General features: G+C 51.7%; 24 protein-coding genes. 12 read left to right on the forward strand and 12 right to left on the reverse strand.

Annotated elements, in window-relative coordinates; genetic code table 11:
• Positions 1-233 precede the first annotated feature (233 nt).
• The 5 genes from ycgZ (at position 234) to KQJ18_RS03560 (ending at position 2,007) form a co-directional block, all read left to right on the forward strand.
• Complete coding sequence (ycgZ, locus tag KQJ18_RS03540; RefSeq protein WP_038641180.1) at positions 234-470, forward strand: regulatory protein YcgZ; 237 nt, start codon at positions 234-236, stop codon at positions 468-470.
• Positions 471-515: 45 nt separating this feature from the next.
• Positions 516-788, forward strand: coding sequence for a hypothetical protein (locus KQJ18_RS03545; RefSeq protein ID WP_038641178.1), 273 nt, complete (start codon positions 516-518; stop codon positions 786-788).
• A 34-nt stretch (positions 789-822) separates the two neighbouring features.
• Positions 823-1,089 carry a biofilm/acid-resistance regulator YmgB/AriR gene (locus KQJ18_RS03550; RefSeq protein ID WP_038641176.1) on the forward strand — a complete coding sequence of 89 codons (267 nt, stop codon included), beginning with the start codon at positions 823-825 and terminating at the stop codon, positions 1,087-1,089.
• Positions 1,090-1,211: 122 nt separating this feature from the next.
• A complete protein-coding gene (locus KQJ18_RS03555; RefSeq protein WP_199965867.1) occupies positions 1,212-1,505 on the forward strand; it encodes a hypothetical protein in 294 nt (97 codons plus the stop codon).
• Positions 1,456-2,007 carry a LuxR C-terminal-related transcriptional regulator gene (locus KQJ18_RS03560; RefSeq protein WP_199965869.1) on the forward strand — a complete coding sequence of 184 codons (552 nt, stop codon included), beginning with the start codon at positions 1,456-1,458 and terminating at the stop codon, positions 2,005-2,007. The genes KQJ18_RS03555 and KQJ18_RS03560 overlap by 50 nt, the downstream gene beginning before the upstream one ends.
• 1,058 nt (positions 2,008-3,065) lie before the next feature.
• Here the strand turns inward: KQJ18_RS03560 and KQJ18_RS03565 are convergent.
• From KQJ18_RS03565 to pth, 7 genes are all read right to left on the reverse strand, one after another.
• Complete coding sequence (locus KQJ18_RS03565; protein ID WP_216421418.1) at positions 3,066-6,683, reverse strand: AAA domain-containing protein; 3,618 nt, start codon at positions 6,681-6,683, stop codon at positions 3,066-3,068.
• Positions 6,684-6,859: 176 nt separating this feature from the next.
• Positions 6,860-7,642, reverse strand: coding sequence for a hypothetical protein (locus tag KQJ18_RS03570; protein WP_216421419.1), 783 nt, complete (start codon positions 7,640-7,642; stop codon positions 6,860-6,862).
• 418 nt (positions 7,643-8,060) lie between these two features.
• Positions 8,061-8,645, reverse strand: a complete 585-nt coding sequence (locus tag KQJ18_RS03575) for a hypothetical protein (RefSeq protein WP_216421421.1) — start codon at positions 8,643-8,645, stop codon at positions 8,061-8,063.
• A 29-nt stretch (positions 8,646-8,674) separates the two neighbouring features.
• On the reverse strand, positions 8,675-9,049 hold the full coding sequence (locus KQJ18_RS03580; RefSeq protein WP_216421422.1) for a heparinase II/III family protein: 375 nt from the start codon (positions 9,047-9,049) through the stop codon (positions 8,675-8,677).
• Positions 9,050-9,215: 166 nt separating this feature from the next.
• Positions 9,216-9,536, reverse strand: coding sequence for a hypothetical protein (locus KQJ18_RS03585; protein ID WP_216421423.1), 321 nt, complete (start codon positions 9,534-9,536; stop codon positions 9,216-9,218).
• A gap of 307 nt (positions 9,537-9,843) precedes the next feature.
• Positions 9,844-10,938 (reverse strand): redox-regulated ATPase YchF, encoded by a 1,095-nt coding sequence (gene ychF / locus KQJ18_RS03590; RefSeq protein ID WP_038641169.1) that lies wholly within the window; start codon positions 10,936-10,938, stop codon positions 9,844-9,846.
• 115 nt (positions 10,939-11,053) lie between these two features.
• Positions 11,054-11,638, reverse strand: coding sequence for an aminoacyl-tRNA hydrolase (pth, locus tag KQJ18_RS03595; RefSeq protein WP_085048075.1), 585 nt, complete (start codon positions 11,636-11,638; stop codon positions 11,054-11,056).
• Positions 11,639-11,913: 275 nt separating this feature from the next.
• Between pth and ychH the strand changes: the two genes are divergently transcribed.
• Positions 11,914-12,195: a stress-induced protein YchH gene (gene ychH / locus KQJ18_RS03600; protein WP_003833480.1), complete on the forward strand. Its 282-nt coding sequence runs from the start codon at positions 11,914-11,916 to the stop codon at positions 12,193-12,195.
• Between the two features lie 121 nt (positions 12,196-12,316).
• On the opposite strand, the gene lysC is transcribed toward ychH, so the two are convergent.
• The gene (gene lysC / locus KQJ18_RS03605) at positions 12,317-13,678 is read right to left on the reverse strand and encodes a lysine-sensitive aspartokinase 3 (RefSeq protein ID WP_216421429.1); all 1,362 of its coding nucleotides are present in this window, start codon (positions 13,676-13,678) and stop codon (positions 12,317-12,319) included.
• A 611-nt stretch (positions 13,679-14,289) separates the two neighbouring features.
• On the opposite strand from lysC, the gene KQJ18_RS03610 reads away from it, so the two are divergent.
• Both KQJ18_RS03610 and KQJ18_RS03615 read left to right on the forward strand, forming a co-directional pair.
• Positions 14,290-15,675, forward strand: coding sequence for a diaminobutyrate--2-oxoglutarate transaminase (locus KQJ18_RS03610; RefSeq protein ID WP_216421430.1), 1,386 nt, complete (start codon positions 14,290-14,292; stop codon positions 15,673-15,675).
• A gap of 6 nt (positions 15,676-15,681) precedes the next feature.
• A complete protein-coding gene (locus tag KQJ18_RS03615; RefSeq protein ID WP_216421431.1) occupies positions 15,682-17,154 on the forward strand; it encodes an aspartate aminotransferase family protein in 1,473 nt (490 codons plus the stop codon).
• 92 nt (positions 17,155-17,246) lie between these two features.
• Here KQJ18_RS03615 and dauA read toward each other — a convergent pair whose 3' ends face one another.
• From dauA to lolB, 4 genes are all read right to left on the reverse strand, one after another.
• Complete coding sequence (dauA, locus tag KQJ18_RS03620; protein ID WP_074458524.1) at positions 17,247-18,929, reverse strand: C4-dicarboxylic acid transporter DauA; 1,683 nt, start codon at positions 18,927-18,929, stop codon at positions 17,247-17,249.
• A 124-nt stretch (positions 18,930-19,053) separates the two neighbouring features.
• A complete protein-coding gene (gene prs / locus KQJ18_RS03625; RefSeq protein WP_001518537.1) occupies positions 19,054-20,001 on the reverse strand; it encodes a ribose-phosphate diphosphokinase in 948 nt (315 codons plus the stop codon).
• A gap of 265 nt (positions 20,002-20,266) precedes the next feature.
• Positions 20,267-21,118 (reverse strand): 4-(cytidine 5'-diphospho)-2-C-methyl-D-erythritol kinase, encoded by an 852-nt coding sequence (gene ispE / locus KQJ18_RS03630; RefSeq protein ID WP_038641157.1) that lies wholly within the window; start codon positions 21,116-21,118, stop codon positions 20,267-20,269.
• A complete protein-coding gene (gene lolB / locus KQJ18_RS03635; protein ID WP_003020792.1) occupies positions 21,115-21,738 on the reverse strand; it encodes a lipoprotein insertase outer membrane protein LolB in 624 nt (207 codons plus the stop codon). The genes ispE and lolB overlap by 4 nt, the downstream gene beginning before the upstream one ends.
• A gap of 211 nt (positions 21,739-21,949) precedes the next feature.
• On the opposite strand from lolB, the gene hemA reads away from it, so the two are divergent.
• Genes hemA through sirB2 form a run of 4 tightly spaced genes read left to right on the forward strand, consistent with a single transcriptional unit; the run spans position 21,950 to position 25,551 of the window.
• Entirely contained in the window at positions 21,950-23,206 is a 1,257-nt protein-coding gene (gene hemA / locus KQJ18_RS03640; protein ID WP_121529130.1) for a glutamyl-tRNA reductase, read from the forward strand.
• 40 nt (positions 23,207-23,246) lie between these two features.
• Positions 23,247-24,329 carry a peptide chain release factor 1 gene (gene prfA, locus KQJ18_RS03645; RefSeq protein WP_038641152.1) on the forward strand — a complete coding sequence of 361 codons (1,083 nt, stop codon included), beginning with the start codon at positions 23,247-23,249 and terminating at the stop codon, positions 24,327-24,329.
• Positions 24,329-25,162: a peptide chain release factor N(5)-glutamine methyltransferase gene (gene prmC, locus KQJ18_RS03650; protein WP_216421433.1), complete on the forward strand. Its 834-nt coding sequence runs from the start codon at positions 24,329-24,331 to the stop codon at positions 25,160-25,162. The genes prfA and prmC overlap by 1 nt, the downstream gene beginning before the upstream one ends.
• Positions 25,159-25,551: an invasion regulator SirB2 gene (gene sirB2, locus KQJ18_RS03655; protein ID WP_150345096.1), complete on the forward strand. Its 393-nt coding sequence runs from the start codon at positions 25,159-25,161 to the stop codon at positions 25,549-25,551. Before prmC ends, sirB2 begins: the two co-directional genes overlap by 4 nt.

Raw genomic sequence — 25,551 nt, forward strand, 5'->3', positions numbered from 1 at the left:
AACCATAAATTTACACGTGTAAGGCTATACAGACGCCATAACCGCTCCCGGGAAACAAAGGCTGTACAGTACCTGGAGGTGTTGTACTTTTTATTTTCACTCTAATTCATTGAAAAATATCATATAGCACTTTATGTTAAAATTTGCTTTATCTTCGTGTACACATTTTTGGTACAACTTTGCTACTGTTATAAAACTTAATACTCATCAGCATTTTGTTACAGGAGCAACATATGCAGCAGCACAGAGTTCTCACTGATTCCGCAAACGCAATTTCTCGTTACTTTGCAAAAGCGCATCTTCCTACGCAGCAGGAAACATTGGGAGAAATCGTCACTGAGATACTAAAAGATGGACGCAACCTGAGCCGAAAGTCACTTTGTGCCAAGCTTTTGAACCGTCTTGAAAAAGCATCTGGTGAGGACGAACAGAAGCATTACAATGCCCTAATCGGCCTGCTCTTCGAATAAAGGGACACCCTAAAACATATAAATGGGGAAAGTAGTGAAGTAGTTATGAAGAAAACTGACCATGAACGCTTGAAACACGAAATTACAGGTTTAGCTGTTATACAGATTTTGCGCATGAACACGGTAATATCATTACCCGCATTGATTAAGCAATTACGTCTTATGAAGGCGAGTGAAGTGGATGCCGGGCGTAGACATCTTATTGACAGCATAATTCATGATTTCACAGATTCTAATCCGGCAAGGATGAACCCCAAACCGGAAAGAACTGTTGATGAGAGTGTATTCAGTGGCAGTAAAAAGCCTAAATTACATTAGAGACCATTTTCCATACTATACAAGCGAGGTGACTATGCTTCAGGAAATGAATGTTCACAGAGCAATTGCAGATAAGGCTTTGTCGAGTTACTTCCGTAATGCCGGTGAGCTATTAGCAGATGAATCCGTTGTATTGGGGCAGGCAGTAACAAATGTGATTTTAGCTGGCGATAATGTTAATAATAAAAACATCATTTTAAGCCTAATTGCTTCACTGGAATCGACAACAGATGTTGTTCAGGCTGATATCATCAGAAAAACACTGGAAATAGTGTTGCGCTATACAGCTGACGACGTCTAATAAAATTATTATATAATCATGAAGCTCCAGCATCCATAGTATGTGCTGAGTATTTGTATACTTTGAATTAAGACTACACATAGCATCTTCTCATTCTTAGACTACATTATTATGGGCTTGATATGATTAATTCAATTCCGGAAAATTATATTTTCCAGTGCGCTTTATACAAGAACTTAGAGCGTAATGTGATGTTAAAAATGGGTTATGTCAGTGATGACGTTCTTGTTCAGGCGCTCAGTGCACAGCTGAAGAATGAGAAGAATGCTATATTAACCGATCTTTATATGCAGATTATGAGTCACTTTCAACCAGCTATTCGTTCTGAACCCCGTCAGGTTAATTGTGATTTTTTAGAGGTCATAAATGATGAATACAGTTCAGGAACACGCCAGACAAGCATACTTGTGGATTGATGATGTTTTTATCAGGCAAGGTCTGGAGAATATTCTCGCTGATATAGAGTATAAAGATAAGAATGTGCGTCTTGTTTTCTTTACGATCAACTACTTCAACACTGTAAAAAAACAAAACTATGATCTCAGGACGCATCGGCTGGTGCTTCTGATTGATGGTCATCTGTATCAGTACCTCAATGAACTTTCATTCTACAGGCTTCCTGTAGACAGTGGCGTAGCCTCAATCAAAAAATTTATCGCTGAAATTATCAGCATTGATACTGAACACGACCAGCAAGCTGAAATAAATATCGTCCTGACTGAACGGGATAAATACATCTTAACGCAATTAGGGGAAGGACGAACTATTTCTGAAATTTCTGGCTTGCTGAACCTGCACTTAAAAACGATTTACCTGAGCAGGCAAAATCTGATCAAGAAACTTGGTTGTTCGGGGTTGATTGATTTTCAAGGAATACTGCAAACCCCAATATTCAGGCACTGGCTGGAACATGCCTGAGTAAATTACAGGTGTGGATTTAAAAAAAGACTAAAATGAAAAATCCACGCCGTGGCGTGGATTTTGAAATCTCATTGTTAAACGCGTCTAGACGTTGAGCCGTGATTTTAATTATATTTTATTGATATTTAATTTTTTATTAAAAAAATTTATCTTCAGCATACTCATTTTTGTACTCATTTTGGAGTTGGCTTGCTTTCGTAATGAGAAGGTCGTAGGTTCGACTCCTATTATCGCACCAATCAAGCATCTCTCAAAGTCTACTACAGTTCACTGAAAAACCTTATAATCAGCATCTTCCAGCTCTCGCTTGTATTCTGACGTCTACTGACACCCCCAAAAATCTACATGCATATGGGGGTAAGTTTGGGGTTGATGCTTGACGTCAGCTTTGGGTTCATGCTGCTAGTTAGTTGAGGATTGATACTGCTCGTGAGGGTTGGATTGAGGCTCGACATCAAACTGGGGTTACGACTATTTGGAATTCTCATAGTGTCTCCGTGACGACTGATAAATTTCAGAGTAGCCTAACGCTTATTTTAACGGCAGCCCATATTTAACCACGTGTTAACCCCCTGAACAAGCTAGTCCAACTTTAAGTAATTATAATTAAATTCACCCGTATAAAGAATGTCTGCTATTGGCACTAAACGGGCTAAAGCAGACTGATTTGATGAGATAAGGGTATAGATGAATTCTCCATACCCTTGAACGATTACTTCCCAGTTGATTTGCTTGGTTTCAGTCCTGGGGTATTGCCGGGTGTATCCTTATTATCACGTCTGCGTTGATCGGGTTTTCCTGTTGATTTTGCAATTGGTTTTGGACCAGGTTTAAGCCCCATAATCATACTCCTTAGCCATGTCAGAGGTTATTCCTCAGTGTGGATATAAGGGGAGCGGTAAGAATTATCAAGCTTGGATGGGCGGTGAAAAGTGACTGCTTGACTATTATGTGAGAAATGTCAGCTTTTAACACATAGCGGCCAGCCCATTACTGAAGTTAGCCAAAAATGAGTCGCGATGAGCCCTCAATAATGAGGGCCACCTCAGAGATTGTTAGGCTGATTGCGCCAATTGCCGATGCAGGACCTGCAGACTAGTTCCCGCCCCAGCCCATGCAGTAGCCGAGCCGACCACATACAAGTTTTGCTTGGCGCGTGAGACGGCTACATTGATTATGTTTGGCGGGCTGGCCGCCCACTGACGCGCCCTTTGCTGACTCGCTTTCGGCGCACCCAGCAACAGGATTACCGTGTCCGCTTCTCGACCCTGGAACGTGTGGATCGTGCCTACACGATCACGGCACCACTCATCCAATTTTGCGCCGAACGCCCGCAGCAGATCGGTCTCTCTGTCGAAACGCCGACGCATGTTCTGCTCTACGATCTTGAATGGTGTAATGATAAATATGTCCGGATTTGTAATGCCCGATGCTGCAAGCTCTTTGAGCATCCGTACAACCGCTTCGCCCTCGTCGGGGCACCATTTCGTCTCAGCATCGCCATTGATATCCACCCAGCGAGATCTCCCCAATGCCGAGCCGATAGATCCAGGTCTTTTAGACCCGACAGCATGGACCATCTGCCCGGCATAGGCGATGGAGTTAGAAACATCGAACATTGGGTTCTGACAACGCCTGTGAACGAGGAGTGGCAGCCCGACTTCTCGATCGCCTACGTCCATGACGAAGGTGGATTTGAAGCGCGATGCCTGATCAGCAAGGGTCTGCGTAGATGCTGCGGGGGCAGACCATTCGATCTGGTCAATGTTGAAGAACTTGCAGATTTCGGCGTTCAGCTTTTCAGGAAGTGAAACTACAGGTGGGATTTGCAACGGGTCACCTACCACGATGGAGCGCTTTGCCCGCATGATAGCTCCAACTGCTGCCTGAGGAACTGCCTGGCCCGCTTCATCTACCAGAAGCCAGCCAATGCTCTCTGGTGGCAGATCCCCGAACATCGTCCGAACAGAGGCGAATGTCGTGGACACGGTCGGCACCACCATGAAAAGGCTTGACCAAAGGTCGGGGAGAAGTTCACGGTGAGCGGAAGACTGGAAGGCACCAGCCACCATGCCCGACATCAATAGCCCAAGGTTGTGTTGCAAGCGGCTGGCCGAAGCATCGATGAACGTTTTATGCACAGTCAGGGCAGCGGCGAAAAGATCCTCCCGCAGGCGATGAACCTCATCGGGAAGCCATGGTGCAGTGAGGTGGATAGCCTCGTGCTCGCGCTCGAAGAACCTCTCATCAACGACCCTGTCGCCCATACGGTTTCGTGCCTGTGCCTCGGTTGCCTTCAATTTCGAGACAGCCTGACACTTGCTGGAAATTTCCTGGTCGAGTTGCTGTAACTGGGACTCAGTATTGCTCCACTCAGCCCTTGCAAGCTCCAGGGCACCGTCCGTCCCCTGCGCCCGTATGACTGATTGCTGCAAGGTCGCCGAGAGCTTCTGCAGTGTCGATCTCCACGACTTCCAGGCCGCAGTCGCAAACAAACGGGAGAAGAAACCTGGACGGCAAGCAAGATGGCTGTCGAGCATGATCTTGTCCTGCTCGATCTGCGATTTTGCCTTCTCATGCTCTCGTTGGCAGGATTCAGCAATCTGGTGTGCCTCTTCGACGGCTTCATTCAGACTCGGTCGACGCTGTTCAGCCCTTTGAAGTTCGGTGATCGCTCCCTTGAGCGCTTGGATATCCCGTCGCATCCCTTCTATGCTGGCGATTTCGGCGTCTACCGTTTCCTTGAGTTTAAGAAATGCGGTTCGCGCTTTCAGCCAGGCTGCAGCAGCATCCGCTTCGTTGGTGCTGGGCCGCTCATTGACAACCACGCTGGGCATTACGCGATCGATGATTTCGCCTGTTCGTTCGTCCTTGATCTCACGCATGACATTTATGCCGCGAGCTGCTTTCAGGTAGGTAAGGAAACCACCGTCTTCATTCCACCAGAAACCTTGCTGGAACGCGCCTCGGTTGCTGCTCTTGCCGAGAGCAGCGGCAATCAGCCCCCAGGTTTCGACTGGGTCGGAGGGGATGTCCCCCTCAGTCTCGGCTTCGAAATAGCCGATGCGTTTGGGGTTCGCAATCAGGTCGCTGATGGACCGAAAATAGGCGATTTGTTCATGACGACCATTGGCTTCCTTGAGAGGAAGCTCTTTACTGACGTTCTCGACCGCTTTGTTATTGGAGGACGCTACAACGATCTCATGGCCCTTTAAGGATGCATGTAACTTGTAGAAGTGCAGGAATGCATTGGAGCCGAATGCCAGCTTCTCGCCTGTTGTGGAAAAGGCATCCTGCGGTTTATTGAAGCCGCACATCGCCGTGGCCCGATCAAGAATGCACCCAACGACAATATCTCGCAGAAGAGTGGTCTTTCCGGTTCCCGGAGGCCCATTGACGCCGATGATACCTGGAGCATCATTCAGCTCAGCACGCGCCGCATTCACGGCAGCCTGTTGAAGCAGCACCAGTGGATGGCCGCCTTTCGAAGGCCAACGAGCCTGCGGCATGAGCGACGGTGCGACGAATGGCTCAACTGCGGAAATGGGCGATAGCACGTCGATTTTCTGTTCAGGCCTGCCAATTCCCATGTAGCGGCGCAAACCGGCTCCGGCTTTGCCCGTCTCGAGCAATTTGGTTGCTTCACCGAGATCTTCAAGATAGAAGGAATTCAGTAACGAAGGTTCAGGCAGCGCCTTGGCCTTGAAATGATGAAACACCTTAATCGCGAATGTGGGTGGCTCAACCAAATGCTCCGGTACACTGAACTGCGATACAAGCCATTTATAAGCGTTATGAACAACATTCAGATCGATCGGTATGGGTTCTCCATCCTCGTTGTGGCGGCGAACTATTCGATCCAGATGCTCGATAATGCGCGGCTCAACATTCGGCCAATTCCCTAAGCTTCCAAGCTTCAGATCGAGAGCCGGCTTGAGTGCCCAGGCAAAACTGGAAACGGCAACGCCTTTGTCCTCAAGCACATAGCCTTCTTTGTCGATTAGGATCGAGCCAATGGCCGCTTTCTTACCGTCCGGGCGTGAATGCTCCTCATCCTCGCCAAAGACCTTGACCAGCTCGTCCGTCGCCTTGTCGAGAGCGATAGAGCCGAGGACGACCTCGAAATAAAGCTTATAACTGGGCTTGCTGCGGGCATTTGGTCCCCATGGAATACCTCGCTCCAATAGAGCAACCCTGGAGCGGTCGCCGGTTGCCATATCCTCTGGGCGTTTATAACCTTGAGGCGACAGTGCTTCGAGGGCTGTCCATGCTGCCAGTATTGCTCGCGCATCATTCGCCTTATTTGATGGAGAAAAAGACGGGAGCGGACCTAGATCGATTTGGTTTTTGTCGAATTTCTCTTGCATGGCAGAGTCTGGGATGGTCTTCGGTATAGTTGTGGGCGCATTGTGGGGCACAGCTTGAGAAAATGGTATGGACGCCGAATCGGGATTACATGTCGATGAGCTGGAAGCCGACATGGCGACCTCGGTGCGGTCGCTGAGTGCAGTTAGAGATTGCTCGATTTTAGACGTCAGAGCCCGCGCCCTGGCAGTGTTGCGAAAGGCCAGCTCGCTCAACAACTGTTCAAGTTCATTAACATTGTTGCGGGACTGTTCGAAGATTACTTCCAGATCGAAGATAGATTTTTGTGCATACTGCCGTGTCTTCATTTATTTCTGCTGCTCCATATCCCTTCAGTTAAGCGATATTATGCTAATTAGCTTGATTTCTAAGACTATTAACTTGCGCTCCTGACGCAGATCCCAATCTCGTTGGGATGCTTAACTGGCTGCTTGCGTGAGAAGAAGGCTGCAATTACCCAGTAAAAATAATACCCATTGAGGCATTATTCAGGAGAAATCCCTCCCGTTAGAAAGAGGTCATGCTTACGGATGTGTTCCGCCATATCAAGATTGCCAAGATAACCGATCAACCAAAAGTCACTCTCTTCAGCAAGAGCTGTTGGTGAGTACATAGCAGAGTCCATTGTTTCCTCGCTAATATATCCACCATAAGTAAAGGCTTGTATAACGAATTCTGAGCAAAAGAAAGAATTTCTAGGCTTTCTTTTTTTCTGTTTTCCCGTGAACCGTCTAGGCCATTTGGACTGTTTCTTCAGCTCTTTTAGTTCAAGAATGGGGGATATGATGGCACCTAAAAGATTATATGGTGTTTGCAGTGCAACGTGCTTTTTACAGAATGCTACTACTTTGTCACTAAGCCCAGGTAGTCCGGTGGGTTCTGTACCAGGGCACCGACAAACAGCTACGTAAGGATAGCGAGATATCACGTTGTCTAGAGTATCTTCTATAACACCCGGTTTTATTGCCTCAACTATTTTTCCATCGCCAACGTAGATCGCAACATGCACATAGTCTCCAGATGAGCCATGCGAAATTATTCCATGCGTCAGATCATTTTCATCGTATGAGCAGAATAGAACGTCTGCAGGAGCGAGTTCTGACACCGTGAGAAATTTTGGCTGTGATGGATCTAGCAAAATTCCGGCAAAGCGCCTGTCAGTACTACATTTTGCGAAATGAAGAGGCCTGAATTTTGCACCTAACTTAGAAGTAATGGGTGTTCTGTTTCGTCTGAAGATTCTAAATTTTTTGAATAACCTTGTCATGTAAGTGTCCCTGTTAACTCTATTAGCCATAACTAGTTTTGAAATCCTGCTATGAAACTTATTCCCACAAAATATGTTGAACAAGTGTGTTGGTACTACCATTTATGGTCATTGTACGGTCAGCGTTGATTTGTTCCTATTTTGAGTAGTCAATAAAACGTTGTGTGAACAACAGTGATTGATGCTTTTAGTTGTGCATAATGTTGATTTAAATCAAATGAATGCAGTTGTACTGCTTAAGAATTCTAACTGTAAGTATCCCGACAAAACGTACCATTTACTTTTAGAAATATGCCAGAGTCTCAGAAAGCAAAAAACCAGCCCTAAGGCTGGTTCTCCTGAATTCAGCCGCTCCGTGTCCGAATGGCCTGATTGTGGAAGATAGCGTATCGTCAGGCACAGTAGCTAATATAGGACATCAGATAGGGTGGGTGATAATCTCCCGCTGTAAATCTGAGGCGATATTGACGGTATTTTGCCGCAGTGAAATAAACACATTACGCATCAGGTCTTCTTCCGGGTGCAGGTCAATGACGTGAACGCTGATGAACTCCGGTGCCCGTGAGCGGGTTTTCAGGTAGCTCAGTGACGTCAGGGGCGGGTTTGCCGGGCCCTGCAACTGGTGGAGCTTTGCCTTCGGATCACTGCAGGCGCAGTGGATCTGGATTTTTTTCCCCATCAGGGTGCGGAACGGCACTGCGAGCGTCCGCCCCATCGGTCTGACGAAGCATTCGCTGAAGTAAAACATCGGGTCACTTTTATCAAAGTCACACTGGGGCAGGTTGCTCCCGGTGGTCGCCAGCCGTTCGCCGTCAATGTGCAGGATGTTATCCAGTTGACGGCGGTTGGGGTTGGTCACGCGGGTGATATCCACCACCATGTGTTCATACACAATCACCTTCCGGCGATAAACAATGTCCCGGTAGGCGTGGGTGTTCCACTCTATATGGGTCAGGCTGGGCACATCGGGTGGAGGCTCACGCCAGTCTACCTCGACCGTCACCTCGGCGTACTTTTCCGTCTCTGTAAAGCTCAGTATCTGCGGATTGGCGGGTGGCGGTTGGACTCTTCTGCACACTGGACGTTATGGGTAAGCGTGTTCTTGTAGTAGCTGTAGTGCATCGGAGCCCCGTAACCGGTGGTGCCCATATCAGGAAGAATGGCCACGTTCTGGTCGTAAATAATGAGCCCGGGCTTATCGTAGTGATCGTGCTCGCCCCCGTAGGGAGTGTGCTTGACGACCACTGCCTGACCCTGATCGGAATTGCGGAAGATAGTGATACCGTTATCCGGGTCGTGATAATTACCCGTCTCCCGGACCGGCTCCGTGATGCGCAGCCGCGGATCGCCGTACAGGAAGGCACCCAGGCTGGGTCGGGGCTCCTTGTCATAGATGATGGAGAGCATGCGCGCATAGTTGTCTTCCCCGTAGCAGGCGTAGGCAAACTCATAAGGTCAGGGTAGGTCACCGTATCTTTCATCGGGATGCAGTCATTGAATGCGGGCTCGGTGTCATCCGGCATCAGCAGCTTAATGGGCAGGTCGAGCATTTGCCTGTAGTACGGCTGCGTCATCAGGCTGTAGTCCTGATGGGTGTAGCGGACCATGCGCTCAAATGGAGCTGGTCGTGCAGACCCCAGACGGCATTGACGCCGGTCTGCAGGTAGCGGGGGTCATCCAGCACAGCGCCAGTCATGGCCAGCGCACTGTTGATCCGTACTTCATGATTATGCAGCTGCTTCCAGCGTTTGCTGATGAGAAATTCTGCGCAGGCCCGAAGCAAGTCGCGCTCGATGGTGGTTCGTTCTGCCGGGGCCAGTGCGTCATAAATGAGATCGTATCCCTTCACAAACCCGGACAGACACAGGGCATCACAGAGCGTCTGGGCATTCATTTTTCCGGGGCCGTTATAGGGGATCCTCCCGTGTTCGGCATGCCGGGGTAGTAACGCGCGTACGCCATGAGAATGTCCCGCACCCGCGTGAAATAGGCCTGCTCCCCGGTGAGCATCCAGGCGATACCCAGTTCATAACAGGCCAGGGCGTTCAGATCGTTGAGTTTTCGCCACCCCTTTTTGATTGGGTTTACATAGGATGTAATGAGAAGTATTGACAATAAAAAAACCACGCAAGTGCGTGGTTTTAAAAGGTTTTTTCGTCTTGTTGAGATTCAGCGAAACCTCATGATACAGCAGATTTTATTTAGACGTTGAACAGGAAGTTCATCACATCGCCATCTTTCACGATGTAATCTTTCCCTTCTGCACGCATCTTACCGGCTTCTTTCGCGCCTTGCTCACCTTTGTAGGTGATGAAGTCTTCAAACGCGATAGTCTGTGCACGGATGAATCCTTTCTCGAAGTCGGTGTGGATTTTACCGGCCGCCTGCGGAGCGGTAGCGCCGACAGGGATGGTCCATGCACGTACTTCTTTCACGCCCGCGGTGAAATAGGTCTGCAGATTCAGCAGCTCATAGCCTGCGCGGATCACGCGGTTCAGTCCCGGTTCTTCCAGACCCATCTCGGCCATAAACTCTTCACGGTCGGCGTCGTCCAGCTCTGCGATGTCGGCTTCAACGGCGGCGCAAACAGCTACCACCACGGAACCTTCAGCAGCGGCGATTTCGCGTACCTTGTCGAGGTACGGGTTGTTTTCAAAACCGTCTTCGTTGACGTTGGCGATATACATGGTCGGCTTCAGCGTCAGGAAGCTCAGGTATTTGATGGCCGCTTTATCTTCGTCAGTCAGATTTTTCAGCGCGCGCAGCATGCCAGCGTTTTCCAACTGCGGCAGGCATTTTTCCAGGGCAGCCAGTTCAGCTTTGGCGTCTTTGTCGCCGCCTTTGGCTTTTTTCTGTACGCGATGAATAGCGCGTTCACAGGTATCCAGATCGGACAGCGCCAGTTCGGTATTGATAACATCAATATCGTCAGCCGGATCCACTTTGTTATTAACGTGGATGATGTTGTCGTTCTCAAAGCAGCGCACCACGTGGCCGATAGCTTCGGTTTCGCGGATGTTAGTCAGGAACTGGTTACCCAGACCTTCACCTTTAGAGGCGCCTTTTACAAGGCCCGCGATATCAACGAATTCCATCGTGGTTGGCAGGATGCGCTGCGGTTTGACGATTTCGGCCAGCTGATCCAGACGCGGATCGGGCATCGGGACAACACCCGTGTTCGGCTCGATAGTACAGAACGGGAAGTTTGCCGCTTCAATACCCGCTTTTGTGAGCGCGTTGAACAGGGTGGATTTGCCTACGTTTGGCAAACCGACGATACCGCATTTGAATCCCATGTTTAAATCACCTTAATCTTTTGATATTCAATCTGTTATGGAAAACAGATTGTAGAAAAGTAAATAACTTCGCCTATTATACACAGCACGCGAGCAAAATGCCGCACATCGGTGCTTATTGCGCTTTAAAGGTATGTAACCGGCTCGTTGCTTTAGTCAGGCCATCTTTGAACAAAATCTCGGTACAACGGACCGCTTCGTCAATCGCTTCATCAATTAACTTCTGTTCAGAAACAGGCGGTTTGCCTAAAACAAACCCGACAACTTTGTTTTTATCGCCCGGATGGCCAATTCCAACGCGTAAACGATGAAAGTTAGGGTTATTGCCTAACTTGCTGATGATGTCCTTCAGGCCATTATGTCCGCCATGACCACCGCCAAGCTTAAATTTCGCCACCCCTGGCGGCAGGTCTAGTTCGTCATGCGCAACCAAAATTTCATCGGGGTTGATGCGATAAAAACTGGCCATCGCGCCGACCGCCTTGCCGCTCAGATTCATAAATGTGGTCGGCACCAGCAGGCGGACATCTTCGCCTTCGAGCGTAACCCTGGAGGTGTAGCCGAAGAATTTCGGCTCATCGCGCAGGGGCGCGCGTAGTCTCTCTGCCAGTAGATCAACATACCAAGCACCGGCGTTATGCCGCGTTGCCGCATATTCTGCGCCGGGGTTTGCCAGACCGACAATCAATTTAATCGACACGTGTTTTGTCCTGAATGTATCTATAAACGACGTGTAGTTTACTGTCTGGCGCTGCGCTTGACAAAAAACTGCGTGCTTATCCTCAGAAAACTGAATAATTGCGAAACTGGACTATTAGAAATTGAGTGTGTTCAGTAGCTTATTTGTAAAGTTTTGTTGCGCGGGTGTTTGTAATTGTGATCGCTCCCGCACTTGCGAACGGCAGTGTTGTCTATACTTTACACATAAGGATTAGGGGTATTCCCTGTAACAACCCAAAGTTCCGGAGGTGACACATGAAACGCAAAAACGCTTCGTTACTCGGTAACGTGCTCATGGCTTTAGGGTTGGTGGTGATGGTGGGTGGCGTTGGTTACTCTATTTTAAACCAATTGCCGCAATTTAATCTGCCACAGTTTTTCGCACATGGTGCCGTGCTCAGTATTTTTGTCGGCGGCGTTCTTTGGTTAGCGGGGGCCAGAGTCGGCGGGCACGAACAAATCAGTGACCGTTACTGGTGGGTACGTCATTATGACAAACGCTGCCGTCGCGGTGATACCAATCATCGTCACAACTAAATAGCCTCTCCGCTGCGAGAGCCACTGTTTGCGGGCAGAGTCCTGGTTGAAAACCAGTCCTCTGCTTGTTCATGTTGTCCTGGATAAATGCGCTTATCTTCGCTGCGCATTTGCAGAGATGTTATTCGAATAATCGATAATGTAACGTCTTAACCGCGCTATCCGCCGCGTCGGCCGGTAACAAAATGCACAGGTTATCGTTTGATGCGCCGTGGCAAATCATGCGTACCGTATGCTCTTCGAGCCAGGCAAAAACGTCTTTGCAAACCCCCGCAGCCTGGGTCAGTTTATTGCCCACCAAAGTGACTAATGCCAGTCCGGTTTCCACTTCCACCCGACAGTGGGAGGACAATGCGGTAAACAATGCCGTGCTCAGAATATGGTCCTCACCCGATGTCGCATGAGTGGCGTCCAGCGCCAGCGCAATACAATTTTCTGATGTCGTGACCAAATCCACTGCCACCGCGTGGTGGGATAAAATGGCAAATACCTGCGCCAGAAAAGCACAGGGCGGTTGTGTCTGCAAACTGTGTAATCGTAATAGCGTCTGTTTACGGCGCACGGCGAGTGCCCGATAACGCGGTGGATTATCGGTGGTGTTGTGCACCAGCGTACCACCGGCAGAAGTATCTTTACTTGAGCCAACAAAGACCGGAATGTTTTTCCGCATTGCCGGGAGCAGCGTCGCCGGGTGAAGAACCTTCGCACCGTAGGCGGCCATATCGCTGGCCTCGGAAAATGAGATATGGTCGATCCGTTTGGCCCGTGGTGCAATGCGCGGATCGGTGGTGTAGATCCCGGCAACGTCAGTCCAGATGTCCACACGTGCGGCGTGCAGCGCCTCACCAAGTAGCGTGGCGGTGTAATCACTCCCGCCGCGTCCCAGCGTTGTGGTATGCCCGCCTGCGTCGCGACCAATAAATCCCTGGGTAACCATAATAGCCTGTTCAAGACGCGGGCGCAGATGAGTCTCCACCTGGTAGTGCAGGGTGCTGAGATCCGGTTCAGCGCAGCCGTAGTTCGAGTTGGTACGCATTACGCTGCGGGCGTCAAACCACCCGGCTTCGGCGTGCCGTTCACGTAATACTTCAGTAAACAGCAAAGAGGACATCAGTTCGCCGTGGCTGACTAACTCATCGCTTAGCGCATCGGACGGTGAAACCGTCGCCGCTTCTGCAAGGCGGCGTATGTTATTGAGAAGATTATCGATTTCCGTGCTGATAACGGACGGCTGCTTCAGGCGGGAAATAATGTTGTATTGGATGGCGCGTAACGTCTCAAGCTTATCTAATTGTTGATGTGTTTCCAGACCTTCAGAAAGCTCGACCAGTAAGTTTGTTACGCCTGCGGAAGCAGACAAAACGACTAAACGGACATCTTGATCAGCAAGAACAATGCTGGCGCTGCGGTTCATCGCATCAAAATCAGCGACGCTGGTGCCGCCAAATTTGGCAACGATGGATGGTGGATAAATGCGAGTCATAACAATCTCATATCAGGGCGCCATAAAAGTATGGCTAGAAAATTTTCATTCTCGGCATAAGGGAACGCACGTTCTCCTTACGAAATGTCCGCCCGCGAACATTTCTGCTGACAACCCAGGGAATACCTGTTGTCGATAACGCGTGTCGCCTGTACGCGTTACCGGGTGCTGCGCATTAGTTCTTTATTTACAGAGCCTGTAAATAAGCGCGCCATACTAAGTGATTTATATTTAGGGATCGACTTTTTTATTCGATTTATCGAAAAATAAGTGAAAAATCATGTCGTAGTGAATAAACGCGTACATTATTAATGGTAAAAACATGTAAAAAAATAATAAAAACATGAAAACCTCATGGTTTTTATAACATCGTATACGTTGCGACTGGCAACAATTTTGTAAAATAAATAGCTATATTTGTTTATGATTTCCTAATGTCAGATGTAATTTATGCTTTGAATTTTAAGGTAAAAATGCTCATTTAAGACGTTGGAAAATAAATGATTGAGTCCTGTGCTAAAACAACATATATTAGCCGCGCTTTTTTACAGGTAATCCTTATAACCATTTATTCAATCAGGCGTTAATCTACACCTGGTTGTAGGAGTGATATGATGACGGATAAAGTCCGTATTGATACTTTAAGTGCTAATTCATTACCGCAGAGCAATGATACCTTTTTAACAAGACAGGCTGAGTTTGAATCTAATGTCCGCAGCTATCCACGTAAACTGCCATTAGCGATTGCGAAAGCGCAGGGCGTCTGGATTACTGACGTAGAAAATAATCAATATCTTGATTGTCTTGCAGGTGCCGGTACCCTGGCGCTCGGTCACAATCATCCTGAAGTGCTGCAGAGCATTCAAAGTGTCATCACAAGCGGCTTACCGTTACATACGCTTGATCTTACCACGCCGTTAAAAGATGAATTTTCATCTTATTTACTGTCTTTATTACCGGGCCAGGGCAAAGAGTATTGCCTGCAGTTTACCGGGCCGTCCGGCGCCGATGCCGTTGAAGCGGCGCTGAAGCTGGCGAAGAAAGTAACCGGCCGTTCCAGCATTATCAGCTTCTCCGGCGGCTACCACGGGATGACCCACGGCGCGCTGTCCGTAACCGGCAACCTGTCGCCGAAAGAAGCCGTCAGCAACATGATGGCGGAAGTGCAGTTTATGCCGTATCCACATCAGTACCGCTGCCCGCTGGGTATCGGCGGTGAGGCTGGCGTGAAAGCATTAACTTACTACTTCGAAAACCTGATCAACGACGTTGAAAGCGGCGTGCGTAAACCGGCTGCGGTTATCCTTGAAGCCGTGCAGGGCGAAGGCGGCGTGAACCCGGCGCCGGTCGAGTGGTTACAGCGCATCCGTAAAGTCACTCAGGAACACGGCATTTTGCTGATCATCGATGAAGTCCAGGCAGGCTTCGCGCGTACCGGTAAGCTGTTCGCCTTCGAACATGCGGGTATCGAGCCAGACATCATCGTCATGTCCAAAGCGGTGGGCGGCGGTCTGCCACTGGCGGTTCTGGGGATTAAGAAGCAGTTCGATGCGTGGGCTCCGGGCCACCATACCGGTACCTTCCGCGGCAACCAGCTTGCGATGGCGACTGGCCTGACAACGCTGAAGATCCTTAAAGATGACAAGATTGCCGACAAAGTTGCCGCCCAGGGCGAGTGGCTGAAAGGCAAACTGGCTGACCTGCAGAAACGCTACCCGGTGATTGGCCAGGTGCGCGGTCTGGGTCTGATGATCGGTCTGGAAATCGTTAAGCCGAACGAAGCGCAGGATCACATGGGCTGCTACCCGGCCGATGGCGAGCTGTCTGCGCTGCTGCAGAAAAAATGCTTCGAAAACGGGCTGATTCTGGAGCGCGGTGGTCGTAACGGTTGCGTACTGCGCCTGCTGCCGTCTCTGCTGATCACTAACGCTGAGCTGGAAGTGTTCCTCGATAAATTCGAAAACGCCCTGCTGGGCGCTGGCGTAAAGCCGGTTTAAACGGAGTTGGATCGAATGTCAGACGTAAACCCGATTCTGTCCGGCTCGGCGCAGAGCATTGCTGCCTACCAGGACGCTATCGAGCAGAGTACGCAAGCGGTCGTTGAATGGTTGAAGCAGTCTGAGATGTATCAGGGCAAAACCGTTGAACAGCTGCGCGAACGTATCAACCTGAATTTTACGTCTCAAGGCCTGGGCAACCAGGCCGCTATTGAGCGTGCGGTTGAATACTTTCTCAAAGACAGCCTGTTGGTTCACCATGCGCAGTGCGTGGCGCACCTGCACTGCCCAAGCCTGGTGATTAGCCAGGCGGCGGAAGTGCTGATCAACGCCACTAACCAGAGCATGGACTCCTGGGACCAAAGCCCGTCGGCCACGATCATTGAGATCAAACTGATCGAATGGCTGCGTGAGCAGGTGGGCTATGCGGCAGGTGATGCAGGTGTGTTCACCAGCGGCGGCACCCAGAGTAACCTGATGGGCCTGATGCTGGCGCGCGACGCGTTCTTTGCTCGCCAGGGACACTCCATTCAGCAGAATGGTCTGACCGGCGACCTGAGCAAAATCAAAGTGTTTTGCTCTGAAAGCGCGCATTTCTCCGTGCAGAAAAACATGGCGTTGATGGGGCTGGGCTACCGTTCCGTTACTCAGGTGAAGACCGATGCGTTCTCACGTATGGATCTCGCTGACCTGAAAGACAAGCTGGCCCAGGCGCAAGCCAACGGCGAGCAGGTGATGGCGATTGTCGCCACGGCCGGGACGACCGATGCGGGCGCAATCGATCCGTTAGCCGATATCGCGGCGCTGGCGGCAGAGCACCAGATCTGGATGCACGTCGATGCGGCATGGGGCGGGGCGTTACTGCTGTCTGAGCAGTATCGTCACTTCCTGAACGGTCTTGAACTGGCAGACTCCGTGACGCTGGACTTCCACAAACAGTTCTTCCAGACCATCAGCTGCGGCGCGTTCCTGTTAAAAGACGCGCGTCACTACGAGCTGATGCGCTACCAGGCGGCGTACCTGAACTCTGATTTCGATGAAGAGCACGGCGTGCCGAACCTGGTGTCGAAGTCGCTGCAGACCACGCGCCGTTTCGACGCGCTGAAGCTGTGGATGGGCCTCGAAGCGCTGGGTAAAAAGCAGTATGCCGAAATTATCGATAACGGCGTAACGCTGGCCCGCGATGTGGCTGAGTTTGTGAAAACCCAGCCGCATCTGGAGCTGGTGATGGAGCCGCAGCTGGCAAGCGTACTGTTCCGCTTCCGTCCGGCAAGCGACGATTTGGCGTTTGTTGCGCTGCTCAACCAGCGTATCGGCGACGTGCTGCTGGCTTCCGGTAGCGCCAACGTCGGCGTCACCGAAGCCGATGGCATCACCTGCCTGAAGCTGACGCTGCTGAACCCGACCGTGTGCCTGGAGGATGTGAAAGCCCTGCTGGCGAGCGTGAAGGCGACGGCTGAGCAACTGCTGAAAGCGTAAGCATTAAGCTTGGTATAAAAATGGCTCCCGCGGGAGCCATTTTTATACCTGTCATTTGTAGCCCGGGGCGCTTCGCCTGGTCGGGCTGAGCGTCAGCTGATATCCGCCAGCGCGGCGTCTTTATTCGGGAAGAACGTCAGACGTCCTGGTATAGGCTGAATACCCGCGCGCGCCATAGTACGTAGCGGCTGGAACTCCAGGTTACTGATACGTAATTCGCAACCTTCCGGCAGACGTTTAACAAAACGCTGGAAGGCGTCCAGACCACCGGCATCCAGCACCGGGACTGCGTCCCACTTCAATACCACAATGCGTTTACCCGCAATACGCGACTCGAGATCGGTAAATAATCCCTCCGCTGCGGCAAAGAACAGCGGTCCGATAACGCGTAGCACCAGAACATCGCCTGGTACATCAACGTTGACCGGCGCCAGACGCGTCATGCGCGCAATACGACGCATAAACAGCAGAGAGGCGAGAACGATCCCGACGCTGATGGCGATAACCATGTCGAACAGCACCGTCAGCGACATACACATCAGCATGACGATGATGTCGTCTTTTGGCGCATGGCGCAGCAGATCCACCACTTTGTGGGCTTCACTCATGTTCCATGCCACCATCAGCAGCAGTGCGGCCATGGCGGAAAGCGGTAGCCAGGAAAGCAGCGGCGCTAAAACCAATAGCGCCAGGATCACCAGAATCGCGTGGATGACCGCAGAAATGGGTGAGGTTGCCCCGGCGCGGACGTTGGCCGCAGAACGGGCAATTGCCGCCGTGGCGGTGATACCGCCAAAGAACGGCGCGACGATGTTACCCAGCCCCTGACCAATCAGCTCGCTGTTGGCTTTATGCTTGGTGCCGGTCATCCCGTCGAGGACGACGGCGCACAGCAGAGATTCAATCGCCCCCAGCATCGCCATCGAGAAGGCTGCCGGTAACAGCGCCTGTAACGAACTCCAGCTCAGGGTAAAGTTTGACTCCGGCATATTCCACGGTAATACCAGTTGCGGCAGCAACTGCGGGATACCGTTACCCTGTGAGCCGTCAGCCAGAATGTAGTGGAACTGGGAACCGATGGTCGCAACGTGACCACCGGTCAGGTTCACAATTCCCATTACCGCACAGCCTGCCAGCAGTGCAGGAAGGTGGCCCGGTAGTCGGATCCCCAAACGAGGCCAGAAAATCAGGATCCCCAGCGTTACAACGCCAATGGCGGCATCGCCGAAGTTGATGGTCGGCAAGGCCATAAACAGCGCACCAACTTTTTGCAGGTAGTGCTCCGGTACATGGGCCATTTGCAGGCCAAGAAAATCTTTAATCTGCATGGTACCGATGGTGATACCAATACCCGACGTAAAGCCTAACGTAACCGACACGGGAATATATTCGATCAGGCGACCAAAGCGGGCGAGGCCGAAAAGGATCAGAAATATCCCGGACATGAGCGTGGCAACCAGCAGGCCTGCCAGCCCAAACTGTTGCGACACCGGATACAGGATCACCACGAAGGCGGCGGTTGGGCCAGAGACGCTAAAGCGCGACCCCCCGGTGAGGGCGATAACAATCCCAGCGACGGCGGAGGTATACAGACCGTACTGCGGCGCAACGCCACTGCCTATTGCCAGGGCCATTGCCAGCGGAATGGCAATGATCCCCACGGTTATCCCGGCGATCAGGTCACGGGTAAAGCGAGAAGCGGTATATTTTTCTTTCCAACAAGCGTCGATGAGGGCGCGGAAAGGCATCACATGTGAGGAAAATAGTCTGTTCACAATAATGTTTCATCCATGAGCGCATCATCTGTCAACTAAATGGCAGGTGAAGGAGGCAAAAGTCATACAAATAAGTATTACAGATAAAAAAACCCGCCGCAGCGGGTTTTTGAGCCGGGCTCGATTAATGCTCGAACATGGCAGAGATGGATTCTTCGTTGCTGATACGACGAATCGCTTCGGCCAGCATACCCGACAGGGTCAATGTACGCACGTTTGGCAGTGCTTTGATTTCGTCAGTCAGTGGAATAGTGTCACAGACAACGACTTCATCAATCACTGAGTTGCGCAGGTTGTTTGCCGCATTACCTGAGAAGATCGGGTGGGTTGCGTAAGCAAATACGCGTTTTGCACCACGTTCTTTCAGTGCTTCTGCTGCTTTACACAGCGTACCGCCGGTATCAATCATGTCATCAACCAGTACGCAGTCACGACCTGCAACGTCACCAATGATGTGCATCACCTGAGAAACGTTCGCACGCGGACGACGTTTGTCGATGATAGCCATATCGGTATCGTTCAGCAGTTTAGCAATTGCACGGGCACGCACGACGCCACCGATATCCGGAGAAACCACGATCGGGTTGTCCAGGTTCAGTTGCAGCATGTCTTCTAACAGGATCGGGCTACCGAATACGTTATCAACCGGTACGTCAAAGAAGCCCTGGATCTGTTCAGCATGCAGGTCAACGGTGAGGACGCGGTCAACGCCAACGCTGGACAGGAAATCAGCGACGACTTTAGCGGTAATCGGTACACGAGCGGAACGTACGCGACGATCCTGACGTGCATAGCCGAAGTAAGGAATAACGGCGGTGATACGGCCTGCGGAAGCACGGCGCAGCGCATCAACCATAACGACCAATTCCATCAGGTTGTCGTTAGTAGGGGCACAAGTGGACTGGATGATGAAAATATCACCACCGCGTACATTTTCATTAATTTGTACGCTGACTTCGCCGTCGCTAAAGCGACCTACAGCGGCGTCGCCGAGTGAAGTGTACAGGCGGTTGGCAATACGTTGTGCTAGTTCCGGGGTGGCGTTACCAGCAAAAAGCTTCATATCAGGCACGAGAAGAACCTCAGGCATGCGTCCATTGGTGGAAAGAATCTGCCGAAAACTGTGCGGGCCAGGCAGTATCCTCTCCATGCGGTGTATTAAAGAGCGCGATGCAACGTCTGGAACAGGGTGACGTTGTCACCGCAACTCAGCTTGCCCGGTTTACCCTTCATCCTTCGCGTTTCATGTGCGTTGGCGTTAATTCCTCACACCAGTACATACTGTTGTATGCGCCAGGCGCTCCGTCATCTCGCCATCTTCCTGAAACCCGAATGATTTAGAGTAACGCTCTATGCAAAGGGGAGAGGTTGACGCCTTTCGCCACAAAGCCTTTGAGCCATTCCGGGGCTTGCTCAAGCACCTGGCGAGCACGAGACTCTGTATCAAATTCAGCAAAGACACAGGCCCCTGTACCAGTCAGGCGCGACGGCGCGTATTCTAACAGCCAGGAAAGCGCCGCATCAACCTCGCGAAAACGTTTTCTTGCGATAACCTCGCAATCATTGCCGAATTCACATTTTAGTAACGTTTTTATTGACCTTTTTGGCGTGTTACGCGGGAGGTCAGGATCGTTAAAAATGAGCGGCGTTGGAATGCTGACGCCCGGATGAGCGACCAGATACCATTTTTCCTGGGGATTGACCGGCGTCAGGATTTCTCCCACGCCTTCGGCAAAGGCTGCGTGGCCGCGCACGAACACGGGAACATCCGCCCCCAGCGTCAAGCCGATTGCCGCCAGTTCATCAACCGAAAGCCCGCACTGCCAGAGATGATTCAGCGCCACCAGAACGGTGGCCGCATTTGACGAACCACCGCCCAGGCCGCCACCCATCGGCAGGCGTTTTTCGATACTGATGTCCGCGCCGCTTCCTGCGGGCAGGCGAGCGGTCGCAGACGCCGTCTTCATCAGCAAACGTGCCGCGCGCACGATCAGGTTATCTTCATGTGCAACGCCTTCCACCGGTGTTAAGAGATGAATTTCACCGTCGTGGCGCAGATTGATGCCAATCTCGTCGCCATAGTCGAGAAACTGGAATAACGTCTGCAGCGTGTGGTAACCGTCCGCACGTTGCCCGGTAATGTATAAAAACAGATTCAGTTTTGCCGGAGAGGGCCAATGGCTCATCATTTCACAATCCAGTTATCCATTTTCAGCTTAATACGCTGGGAGCCGTCGGACAGCTCCATGTTGGCCGGCATCGCAGGCTGCGTTTTGCTGTCGTAGGCGCTATAGACCACTTTCCAGCTTTTACCGTCTTTGCTGTAGTTCACTTCACTCAGACGATATTGGTCGTCGAGCTTGTAATCGGTAGCGTCACCCGGCAGGCCAAGGATCCACTGGCGCAGGCTATTCAACGGAATAGGCATGCCGGTCAGTTTACCAATCATCTCTTCGGCGTCGTCGGCGGTGTAGTGCTTACCTTTGTTATCGACAAGTTCAACGTTGCCCGGCTGCGCATTGAGTTCCAGTTCCGTGCTTCCCAACGGGTTGGTCAGCAGCAGACGATAGCGATCCTGTCCGGTTTGCTGCCAGAAAAAGCGGGCATACACTTTCTGTTGATCGGAGATATAAGCGAACGCACCGCGCGTCTGATATTGGTTCAGGGCGCGTACTTCCTGCTGGTGCTGGCGCCACTGTGGGGAATCGGGGCTTTTGCCGGGACCTTTCGGCGCGTTGAGGGTACAGGCACTAAGAACCAGGGCTGCAAGGGGCAGCAGGCGAATCAGGCGAAAATCAGGCAGGGTCATAATGATGACAAATCCTTGAGATACGTTGCAGTTATAACTCTCAATGCTAGCGCCACCATCTGACATCGTCTACGTTCAAGTTATCTTAAATCGCTTAAATTTGTGCGCTAAGCTATTACTCCAAAAGGGGGCTGTCTCTTTTATTGACCGCACGCATCCTGTATGATGCACCCAGTCTAACCTTATCAACGCTGGTACTATTCCCGCTCACATGACCCTTTTAGCGCTTGGTATTAACCATAAAACGGCACCTGTATCGCTGCGAGAACGCGTAACGTTTTCGCCGGATACGCTCGATCAGGCGCTGGACAGCCTGCAAGCGCTGCCAATGGTGCAGGGCGGGGTAGTGCTGTCGACATGTAACCGCACAGAGATTTACCTCAGCGTGGAAGAGCAGGATAACCTGCAAGAAGCGCTGATTCGCTGGTTGTGCGAATACCATAATCTTAATGAAGAAGATCTGCGCAATAGCCTCTACTGGCACCAGGACAATGACGCCGTCAGCCATCTGATGCGTGTTGCCAGTGGTCTGGATTCGCTGGTGCTTGGCGAGCCGCAGATTTTGGGACAGGTGAAAAAAGCCTTTGCGGATTCGCAGAAAGGCCACCAGAACGCCAGTGCGCTGGAGCGCATGTTCCAGAAATCGTTCTCTGTCGCTAAACGTGTTCGTACCGAAACCGATATCGGCGCCAGCGCTGTTTCCGTGGCTTTTGCCGCCTGTACGCTGGCGCGGCAGATCTTTGAATCGCTCTCCACGGTAACCGTGCTGTTAGTCGGCGCAGGCGAGACCATCGAGCTGGTCGCGCGTCATTTGCGCGAACACAAAGTGAAGAATATGATCATCGCCAACCGTACGCGTGAACGCGCGCAGGTGCTGGCGAATGAAGTCGGCGCCGAAGTGATTTCATTGAGCGATATCGACGCCCGCTTGCAGGATGCCGATATTATTATCAGTTCAACCGCCAGTCCGCTGCCGATTATCGGTAAAGGAATGGTAGAGCGTGCGCTTAAAAACCGTCGCAACCAGCCTATGTTGCTGGTGGATATCGCCGTACCGCGCGATGTCGAGCCGGAAGTGGGCAAATTGTCCAACGCCTACTTGTACAGCGTTGACGATCTGCAAAGCATCATTTCGCATAACCTGGCGCAGCGCAAAGCGGCTGCTGTGGAAGCCGAAACGATTGTAGCGCAGGAAACCAGTGAGTTTATGGCCTGGCTGCGTGCCCAGGGTGCAAGCGACACTATCCGCGAGTATCGCAGTCAGTCAGAACAGATCCGTGATGAACTGACCGCCAAAGCGTTGGCCGCCCTTCAACAGGGCGGTGATGCGCAAGCCATTATGCAGGATCTTGCCTGGAAACTGACTAACCGCCTGATCCATGCACCAACCAAATCACTTCAACAGGCCGCCCGTGACGGGGATAGTGAACGCCTGAATATTCTGCGCGACAGCCTCGGGCTGGAGTAGCAGCACACCAATCTTATTTTTACAGGGTGCATTTACGCCTATGAAGCCTTCTATCGTTGCCAAACTGGAAGCCCTGCATGAACGCCATGAAGAAGTTCAGGCGCTGCTCGGCGATGCGGGTACTATCGCAGACCAGGAACGTTTTCGTGCACTGTCGCGCGAATATGCCCAATTAAGCGATGTATCGCGCTGTTTTACGGACTGGCAACAGGTTCAGGAAGATATCGAGACGGCTCAGATGATGCTCGACGATCCTGAAATGCGTGAAATGGCGCAGGATGAACTGCGCGAAGCAAAAGAGAAATGTGAACAGCTGGAACAACACCTGCAGGTTCTGCTGTTACCGAAAGATCCTGATGATGAACGTAACGCCTTCCTTGAAGTGCGCGCGGGAACCGGTGGTGATGAAGCGGCGCTGTTTGCCGGCGATCTGTTCCGTATGTACAGCCGTTACGCTGAAGCGCGTCGCTGGCGGGTTGAGATCATGAGCGCCAGCGAAGGCGAGCATGGCGGATTTAAAGAAGTCATTGCCAAGATTAGCGGCGAAGGCGTTTATGGCCGACTGAAATTTGAGTCCGGCGGTCATCGCGTGCAGCGCGTCCCGGCGACGGAATCACAGGGGCGAATTCACACCTCTGCCTGTACGGTCGCGGTCATGCCGGAACTGCCGGATGCTGAACTGCCGGACATCAACCCGGCCGATCTGCGTATTGATACCTTCCGCTCATCAGGCGCAGGGGGCCAGCACGTTAACACCACCGACTCCGCAATCCGTATTACCCACTTGCCAACCGGTATCGTGGTGGAATGTCAGGACGAACGTTCACAGCATAAAAACAAAGCGAAAGCGATGTCGGTGCTGGGGGCGCGCATTCGTGCGGCCGAAGTGGCAAGGCGTCAACAGGCGGAAGCCTCTGAACGTCGCAACCTGCTGGGCAGCGGCGATCGCAGCGATCGCAACCGCACCTATAACTTCCCGCAGGGCCGCGTGACCGATCACCGCATTAACCTGACGCTCTACCGTCTGGATGAAGCGATGGAAGGCAAACTGGATATGCTCATTGAGCCAATTGTCCAGGAATACCAGGCCGACCAACTGGCGGCATTGTCCGAGCAGGATTAATGGACTATCAGCACTGGCTGCGTGAAGCGATAAGCCAATTACCGGCAAGCGAAAGCCCGCGCCGTGACGCCGAGATTTTACTTGAGTTCGTTACCGGTAAGGGGCGCACCTTTATTCTGGCTTTTGGCGAAACGCTGTTAACCGAGGCGCAGCGTGAGCAGCTCGACACGTTACTGGAGCGGCGTCAGCGGGGCGAACCCGTGGCGCACTTAACCGGCGTTCGCGAGTTTTGGTCGCTGCCGCTGTTTGTATCGCCGGCCACGCTGATTCCGCGTCCGGATACCGAGTGTCTGGTGGAGCAGGCGCTGGCTCGCTTGCCAGCCTGTGCATGTCGCATTCTCGATCTGGGGACCGGTACGGGCGCGATTGCCCTGGCGCTGGCAACCGAGCGTCCGGATTGCGCGGTGACGGCGGTTGATCGGATGCCGGATGCCGTGGCGCTGGCTATGCGTAATACGCAGCACCTGGCTATCGACAATGTTCGCGTGCTGCAAAGCGACTGGTTTAGCGCTTTGCAGGGGCAGCAGTTTGACATGATTGTCAGCAATCCGCCGTACATCGACGAACAGGATCCGCATCTGGCGCAGGGCGATGTGCGCTTTGAGCCGCTGTCGGCGCTGGTGGCGGGCGATCAGGGGCTGGCGGATATCGTACATATTATCGATCGGTCTCAGCACGTGTTAACGCCAGGCGGCTATCTGTTGCTGGAACATGGCTGGCAGCAGGGTGAGGCCGTGCGCGATGCCTTTACGCGCGCGGGTTATCTGGCGGTTGAAACCTGCCGTGATTATGGCGGCAACGAGCGAATTACGCTTGGACGCATCCCATCATGAGTACCATCAGTGTGTTACTCAACGTTCATCTCATCAGCATTGCGCTTTCCGTTAGTCTGCTGACGCTGCGTTTTTGGTGGCGTTACACCGACGCGCGTCTAGCCCGTGCCCGCTGGACGCGCATTGTGCCGCCGGTGGTGGATACCGTTTTATTAGTCAGCGGCGTGGCGTTAATGATTAAAACGCACATCCTGCCATTCACCGAACAAGGGACATGGCTGACTGAAAAGCTGTTTGGGGTTATCATTTACATCGTTTTGGGTTTTATTGCGCTCGATTACCGTCGGGCGCGCAGCCAGCAGGCGCGATTAGTCGCATTTCCGCTGGCGTTGGTGGTGCTGTACATCATCATTAAACTCGCCACCACAAAAATACCGTTACTGGGGTAA

This window comes from Citrobacter sp. S55_ASV_140, assembly GCF_018919505.1.
GTDB lineage: Bacteria > Pseudomonadota > Gammaproteobacteria > Enterobacterales > Enterobacteriaceae > Citrobacter > Citrobacter werkmanii.

Bases quoted from the DNA above. Each gene is read 5' to 3' on its own strand.
- ycgZ (WP_038641180.1), top strand. From the start codon at position 234: ATGCAGCAGCACAGAGTTCTCACTGATTCCGCAAACGCAATTTCTCGT.
- KQJ18_RS03545 (WP_038641178.1), top strand. From the start codon at position 516: ATGAAGAAAACTGACCATGAACGCTTGAAACACGAAATTACAGGTTTA.
- KQJ18_RS03550 (WP_038641176.1), top strand. From the start codon at position 823: ATGCTTCAGGAAATGAATGTTCACAGAGCAATTGCAGATAAGGCTTTG.
- KQJ18_RS03555 (WP_199965867.1), top strand. From the start codon at position 1,212: ATGATTAATTCAATTCCGGAAAATTATATTTTCCAGTGCGCTTTATAC.
- KQJ18_RS03560 (WP_199965869.1), top strand. From the start codon at position 1,456: ATGATGAATACAGTTCAGGAACACGCCAGACAAGCATACTTGTGGATT.
- KQJ18_RS03565 (WP_216421418.1), bottom strand. From the start codon at position 6,683: ATGAAGACACGGCAGTATGCACAAAAATCTATCTTCGATCTGGAAGTA.
- KQJ18_RS03570 (WP_216421419.1), bottom strand. From the start codon at position 7,642: ATGACAAGGTTATTCAAAAAATTTAGAATCTTCAGACGAAACAGAACA.
- KQJ18_RS03580 (WP_216421422.1), bottom strand. From the start codon at position 9,049: ATGCTCTCCATCATCTATGACAAGGAGCCCCGACCCAGCCTGGGTGCC.
- KQJ18_RS03585 (WP_216421423.1), bottom strand. From the start codon at position 9,536: ATGAATGCCCAGACGCTCTGTGATGCCCTGTGTCTGTCCGGGTTTGTG.
- ychF (WP_038641169.1), bottom strand. From the start codon at position 10,938: ATGGGATTCAAATGCGGTATCGTCGGTTTGCCAAACGTAGGCAAATCC.
- ychH (WP_003833480.1), top strand. From the start codon at position 11,914: ATGAAACGCAAAAACGCTTCGTTACTCGGTAACGTGCTCATGGCTTTA.
- lysC (WP_216421429.1), bottom strand. From the start codon at position 13,678: ATGACTCGCATTTATCCACCATCCATCGTTGCCAAATTTGGCGGCACC.
- KQJ18_RS03610 (WP_216421430.1), top strand. From the start codon at position 14,290: ATGATGACGGATAAAGTCCGTATTGATACTTTAAGTGCTAATTCATTA.
- ispE (WP_038641157.1), bottom strand. From the start codon at position 21,118: ATGATGAGCCATTGGCCCTCTCCGGCAAAACTGAATCTGTTTTTATAC.
- lolB (WP_003020792.1), bottom strand. From the start codon at position 21,738: ATGACCCTGCCTGATTTTCGCCTGATTCGCCTGCTGCCCCTTGCAGCC.
- hemA (WP_121529130.1), top strand. From the start codon at position 21,950: ATGACCCTTTTAGCGCTTGGTATTAACCATAAAACGGCACCTGTATCG.
- prfA (WP_038641152.1), top strand. From the start codon at position 23,247: ATGAAGCCTTCTATCGTTGCCAAACTGGAAGCCCTGCATGAACGCCAT.
- prmC (WP_216421433.1), top strand. From the start codon at position 24,329: ATGGACTATCAGCACTGGCTGCGTGAAGCGATAAGCCAATTACCGGCA.
- sirB2 (WP_150345096.1), top strand. From the start codon at position 25,159: ATGAGTACCATCAGTGTGTTACTCAACGTTCATCTCATCAGCATTGCG.